This window comes from Belnapia rosea (assembly GCF_900101615.1).
Taxonomy (GTDB): Bacteria; Pseudomonadota; Alphaproteobacteria; order Acetobacterales; family Acetobacteraceae; genus Belnapia; species Belnapia rosea.
The window spans coordinates 49591-56249 of the sequence record NZ_FMZX01000024.1; the positions used below are offsets into that span (position 1 = coordinate 49591).

The following is a 6659-nucleotide window of genomic DNA, read 5'->3' on the forward strand; positions in this document are numbered from 1 at the left end:
GATCCGGAGTTCGGCGAGTAGCCGAGCAATCGGCAGATTCGACTGGTATGCCTGCACTATTCCAGTAGGGGCCCAGCACTAGTGCCCAGAAATCAAGCTGCTCCACAGGCCACACCGTAGGCAGGGGCGATGCGATCGGCCGCTCCTATCCTGGCCTGCTGGTCGGCTCCGGCGTCTTGCGCGGCGGACCTCCATCGAAGCCGCGCTCGCGGGCCCAAATGACCAGGGCCGTCCGGCTGTTCACTCCGGTCCGGCGATAGAGCGCGGCAATGTGGTTGCGCACGGTATTCTGGGAAATCCTCAGCTTGCGGGCGATCGAGGGGTCTGCCATGCCACGGCAGACTAATGTGAGCACCTCGCGCGCTCGCTGCGGCAGGTCGCCCAATTCCGCTGCGGCACCATGGGGCGCATCGAACCGTCGCAGCTTGGCCAACTTCTCCAGCACGACCTGGCTGAACCAGGAGGTGTCCTGCATCACCGCCTCAATCGCCGCCACAACCTCGGATTCCGTGCGACGGCGCTCGGCAACATCCTGTGCCACCACCAGAACACACGGGCGGTTTCCGATGGTCATCGCCTCGGCCGATACGAGGCAGTCGAGTATGCCGCCTTCCTTGGTCCGCAGCTTCATGTCCAGGTTGCGCACCGAGCCATCCCGGTGGAGTTGCCGCTCCAATTCCTTCCCCGCCATCTTGTCAACCCACAACCCGATCTCGTCAGTGCCCTTCCCAACAAGTTCCGCTTCGGCGTAGCCGCATTCCTGGGTGAAGGCGTCATTGATCAGCATGACACGGCAGCCGGTACGCTCTGCAACGAAGGTCGGCACGGGTGTGAGGCGGAACGCCGTAGCGAAGCTAGCTTCGCTCTGCCGCAGGGCATCTTCGGTCAACCTATGGCGCTCGAGATCGACGAAGCTGAACAGCATGCAGGCCGTATCACCCAACTCGATCGGTTGCCCAGCGACGATGACCCGCTTCTCGCCTCCCCCGGATAACTGCAGCACCGCTTCCATCTGCGGGATGGTGCGCCCGTTCTGGAGCCGTTCGATGGCGAGCTCCCGCCGCGCGGCACCTTCGAGAACGTCGATCTCGTAGGCGGAATGCCCGAGCACCTGCTCCTCCGAGTAGCCGGTCATCTCAAGGAAGCCACGGTTGACTTTGACGTGGCGATGATCCGACAGTCTGAGGATTACGGCGGGTGCCGGGTTGGCAGCGAAGGTCGTCTCGAAGCGTTCCTCAGCATCGAAGCGCTCGCTCTCGTCGTTCAGGATCAGCACCAGGCAGTCCGGGACACCGGCAGCGTCGTTGAGGACCAGGCTGCGAATGCGGTGGGTCCACTGTGCCTCGTTTTGTCCGGCTGGGGCCACCTCGACCACTACCTCGTCAAAGGCCTCGCCCGCCAACACCCGTTCCATCGGGTAATGGCCCTTCGGCAGGTGATGCCGGTTGCGGTAGCGCAGTTCGAACCGCTCGCGGTATTCCGAGACGGTGGCACCAAGGTCCGCGATTTCGCGCACTCCGTGCATCTCGAGGGCGGCCCTGTTCGCCCAGGAGATATGCTGGCTAGGCTCGAAGAGGATCACCCCGTCCTGTAGCGCCGCGAGTATGAGTCGCAGCTGTTGCTGGTCAACGTGATCTTGCGCGGGCAAATCTGACATGTAGACGCTCCAAGCCTGTGGCGTTGCTATCCGCGCTACATCTTAACGGCGGAGTATGACGCTGGTGCATGGATCAGACCAGTGGAGCTTCGGACCAAACCGAGGTTTGGGCGTTGCTGCTTCCCTGATCTCCGAATGCCTCTACACAGGCTATAAGGCCTCCGCAGCAAGTCAGCGGTGCCCGTTAAGCACCGTCGCCGCTAGCAAGGCACGGCGACCAACATCGTGCACTTTCTGCAAAGTGCGCCGGTTAATGCAGGTACGATCAAGCGCAGGCGTCGGCTCTAGCGCATTCAGATCCGTTCCACGCGCACCGCACAGAATTTGAACTCGGGGATCTTTCCCCAGGGATCGAGCTGCGAGGTTGTCAGCAGATTCGCTGCCGCCTCACGGAAGGCGAACGGGACAAAGACCAGCCCGTCCGGCAGGGCCGGGTCGGCCCGAGTCGCGAGCTCGATGGCGCCACGGCGTGTGGCAAGGCGTACGCGGTCACCGGGCGAGAGGCCGAGCCGCGTCAGCTCGGCCGGCGCCAGGGCGGCGGTCGGCCCCGGCTCCAGCGCGTCCAGCGGACCGGCGCGGCGTGTCATGGTGCCGGTATGCCAGTGCTCCAGCTGCCGGCCCGTAGTGAGGACAAAGGGAAACTGCGCGTCCGGCATCTCCGCCGGGTCGGCGAGGCCGGCGGGGACGAAGCGGGCGCGGCCCGAAGCGGTCGGGAAGCGGTCGCCGAAGACGATCTCCTGCCCTGGCTGATCGGGTCCGCTACAGGGATAGGTGACGCTGCCCTCCCGCTCGAGGCGCGCCCAGGTGATGTTGGCGAGGGACGGCGTGGCCTCCGCCATCTCTGGAAAGACGTCGCGCGGGTGCGTGTAGGACCAGGAGAGGCCGAGACGTCGGGCGAGTTCCACGATGATGGCGAGATCCTGCCGCACCCCCTCAGGCGGCGGTACAGCGGCACGGCCCAGCTGGACCTGACGGTTGGTATTGGTCACGCTGCCATCCTTCTCCGGCCAGGCGGAGGCCGGCAGAACCACATCGGCCAGCGCCGCGGTCTCGGTCAGGAACAGGTCCTGCACCACCAGATGCTCGAGCCGCGCCAGCGCGGCGCGGGCATGCGTGACGTCGGGGTCCGACATGGCCGGGTTCTCACCCATGACGTACATGCCACTGATGTCGCCCCGCTCGGCGGCGTGCATGATCTCCACCACCGTCAGGCCTGGCCGTGGATCCAGCCGCGCGTTCCAGAGCTGCTCCAGATGGGCGCGCGCCGCATCGTCCCCGGTTCGGCGGTAATCCGGGAACATCATTGGAATCAACCCTGCGTCCGAGGCGCCCTGGACGTTGTTCTGGCCACGCAGCGGGTGCAGCCCCGTCCCGGGCCGCCCGATTTGGCCGCAGAGCAGGGCAAGCGCGATCAGGCAGCGGGTGTTGTCTGTACCGTGGGTCGACTGCGAGATGCCCATGCCCCAGAGGATCATGGCCGATCCCGCGCGCGCATAGAGGCGCGCCACGCGCCGGAGCTGCTCGGCGGGGACGCCGGCGATCGGGGCCATCGTCTCCGGCGTATAGGCCACGACATGGTCGCGGATCAGAGCGAAATCCTCGGTATGGGCAGCGACGTATTGCCGGTCGTACAGCTCCTCCACAATCACCGTGTGGAGCATGGCGTTCAGCACGGCGACATCGCGGCCTGGCGCGAAACGCACCACCTCGGCCGCATGGCGGTCCAGCGCGCTACCACGCGGGTCCATGGTGACCAGCATTGCGCCCCTGGCCGCCGCGTCCTTCAGGTAGGTGGCTGCGACCGGATGGTTTTCGGTCGGCCGCGCACCGATGACGACGATGACCTCGGCATCGCGGACGGCGGTGAAGGGGGCCGTGACGGCGCCCGAGCCGATGCCCTCCAGAAGCGCAGCCACGCTCGCCGCATGGCAGAGCCTGGTGCAGTGGTCGACATTGTTGGTGCCGAAGCCGGTGCGTACCAGCTTCTGGAACAGATAGGCCTCCTCATTGGAGCCCTTGGCCGAACCGAAGCCGGCAAGCGCGTTCGGCCCCCGCGTGTCGCGGATGCGGGCGAGGCCGGCGGCAGCTCGACCAAGCGCCTCCTCCCAGCTCGCCTCGCGGAACTTGCCGCGCGCGGCCTGGGGGTCCAGGCAGTCGGCCGGGTCCTTGGCCGCACCCGCGATGCGGATCAGCGGCCGCGTCAGCCGGTCGGGATGGGTCAGGTAGCCGAAGCCGAAGCGTCCCTTGACGCACAGCCGCCCCTGGTTGGACGGGCCGTCGCGGCCGACCACCTCCTCGATCCGGTCCTCGCGTACCCGGAAGCCGACCTGGCAGCCGACGCCGCAATAGGGGCAGATGCTGGAGACCTCACGCTCCGGCGGCGCGGCACGGCGGCCGGCCTCGTCCAGAACGGATTTCGGCAGCAGCGCACCGGTCGGGCAGGCCTGCACGCATTCGCCGCAGGCAACGCAGGTCGAGGTGCCCATGGGGTCCAGCAGGTCGAAGCTGACGGTCACCGCCATGCCACGTTCCGCCAAACCGATGACATCGTTGTGCTGCACCTCGCGGCAGGCTCGTTCGCAGAGGCCGCACTGGATGCAGGCGTCGAGCTGCACCGCCATGGCGGGATGCGAGAGGTCCGGCGCCGGCCGCGTGTCCTCCGGCGGGAAGCGGGACCGGGCGACGCCGAGCTGCCTCGCCCAGCGGGCGAAGCTGCCGGTTGCATCACGCGCCTCCTGCTCCGGCTGGTCGGCCAGGAGGAGTTCGAAGACCATCCGCCGGGCGCGGGCGGCACGCTCGCTCGCGCTCCGCACCACCATGCCCTCGCGCGGCACGCGGATGCAGGAGGCGGCGAGCACCCGCTCCCCCTCGACCTCGACCATGCAGGCGCGGCAGTTGCCGTCCGGCCGGTAGCCCGGCCGTGGCAGGTGGCAGAGATGCGGGATCTCCACCCCCTCGCGCTGTGCCACGGTCCAGATCGTCTCGCCGGATGCGGCCTCGACCTTGCGGCCATCCAGGGTGAAGCGTGTCACGGCACCGCCTCCGGCATGTGGCGCAACAGGCTGCGCACGGGGTTCATCGCCGCTTGACCAAGGCCGCAGATCGAGCCATCCGCCATGGCCGCCGCGAGTTCCTCGAGCAGCGTGCGATCCCAGCGGGGGGGGCGCAGCAGCGCGTCGGCCTTGGCGGTGCCGACGCGGCAGGGCGTACACTGGCCGCAACTCTCGTCGCGGAAGAAGCGCACCAGATTGCGCACCGCCTCCGCCAGGTCGTCCTGATCCGAGAGGATGACGACCGCGCCGGAGCCGACGAAGCAGCCGACCGAATCCAGCGTGCCAAAATCGAGCGGCAGGTCCGCCATCGAGGCGGGCAGGATGCCGCCCGAGGCGCCGCCTGGCAGATAGGCCGCAAGGCGGTGCCCCTTGGCCATTCCGCCGGAAAACTCCTCGATGAGCTCCCGCGCGGTGACGCCGGCCGGCGCCAGCTTCTCGCCCGGGTCACGCACCCGGCCGGAGACACTGAAGAAGCGCAAGCCCTGCCGCCCGCGCCGTCCATGCCCGGCGAAGCGCGCCGCGCCGTCGGGCTCGCCCAGGACGTCCGGCAGGAACCACAGCGTCTCGACATTGTGGATCAGGGTCGGCCGGCCAAAGAGCCCCTGCTCGCCGGGGAAAGGTGGCTTGTGCCGTGGATAGCCGCGGCGCCCTTCCAGGCTTTCGAGCAGCGCCGTCTCCTCGCCGCAGATATAGGCGCCCGCACCGCGGCGGAGATGGATGGGCAGCTCGGCGATCCCGGCGGCATCGAGCGCCGCGATTTCGCGCCGCAGCGCGTGATGGAGGTGCGGGTACTCGTCCCGCAGATAGATCCAGCAGGCCTCGGCGCCGACGGCATGGGCTGCGATCAGCATGCCCTCCAGCACGCGGTGCGGTTCGGTCTCCAAGCAGTACCGGTCCTTGAAGGTGCCGGGCTCACCCTCATCGGCATTGACCACCATATGGCGCGGTCCGGGCTGTGAGAGCACCAGCCGCCACTTGCGCGAGGTTGGGAAGCCGGCACCGCCCAGTCCCCGGAGCGAGGCCGCCTCCAGCGTTGCGAGCATCGCCTCCCGCCCCGCATCGCCGGCCTGCCGGATGGTTCGCAGCGCCGTATACCCACCCTGGGCGAGATAGGCGTCAAGGGCAGGTGGTGAGGGCAAGGCCGGTGGGCCGCTTTGTACGGCAGCGGCGACCGTCGTGAGCGTTGCGGATTCTACGAGATCATGGCCTAGAGCGCAGGCCGGCGCACGGTGGCATGCGCCCATGCATGGCGCGGCCGCCACCCGGGTTCCCGACGGCGGTGCCGCCGCGAGCGCGTCGAGCAGGGCGCCACCCCCGGCGAGCTGGCAAGGCAGGCCGGTACAGACCCGGATCGTCAGCGGCGCCGGCGCCGGCGCCGTGTCCTCCAGGATCTCGAAGTGATGGTAGAAACTGGCCACCTCGAAGACTTCGACGGGCGCCAGGCGCAGGACCTCGGCCAAGGCCACGAGATGCCCGGCGCGCAATCCGCCGTGCCGGTCCTGCAGCGCATGAAGGTGTTCGATCAGCATCTCCCGCACCGGTGCGAGGCCCGCAACCGCTACGGCTACGGCGGCGCGGTCCGCCTCGCTCGGGTGACGGCCGCGCGGCCCGCGCCTTGGTGCCATGGCATTGCCGCTGGTCGGTCCGGTCGTCATGAACCTTGGCCCTGATGTCACGCCTTCGCTTCCTCCCGGCGCTTGGCAAGGTATCGGTCGCCTCCCGTCGAAAGCAATACAGAGTCACCTCGGCATGGGGCTAACCGCTGGTGCCCTACGGTCTCAATCAGCGACCGCAACCTCAACCTGATGCTCGCCGAGCGTGGCGCCGCGGTCGCGCGGGGCACTCTTTGGCGCTAGTGAGGTGGTCCCTGGATTTCGGACAGGCGGGTAAGCTCGGTTCGCTTGTGAGAAGGATGGCCCTGGATGACGGGCAAGCGGACGCGGTACTCG

The 6659-nt window shown here is 68.1% G+C and carries 3 protein-coding genes; all 3 read right to left on the reverse strand.

What is annotated here, in order from left to right; all coding sequences use genetic code 11:
- Positions 1 to 145: 145 nt before the first annotated feature.
- Positions 146 to 1657 carry a helix-turn-helix transcriptional regulator gene (locus BLR02_RS23795; RefSeq protein ID WP_090664878.1) on the reverse strand — a complete coding sequence of 504 codons (1512 nt, stop codon included), beginning with the start codon at positions 1655 to 1657 and terminating at the stop codon, positions 146 to 148.
- Between the two features lie 293 nt (positions 1658 to 1950).
- Positions 1951 to 4689 (reverse strand): formate dehydrogenase subunit alpha, encoded by a 2739-nt coding sequence (gene fdhF, locus BLR02_RS23800; protein WP_218128038.1) that lies wholly within the window; start codon positions 4687 to 4689, stop codon positions 1951 to 1953.
- Positions 4686 to 6365 carry an NADH-ubiquinone oxidoreductase-F iron-sulfur binding region domain-containing protein gene (locus tag BLR02_RS30150; protein WP_090664880.1) on the reverse strand — a complete coding sequence of 560 codons (1680 nt, stop codon included), beginning with the start codon at positions 6363 to 6365 and terminating at the stop codon, positions 4686 to 4688. Before BLR02_RS30150 ends, fdhF begins: the two co-directional genes overlap by 4 nt.
- Between the last annotated feature and the right edge of the window lie 294 nt (positions 6366 to 6659).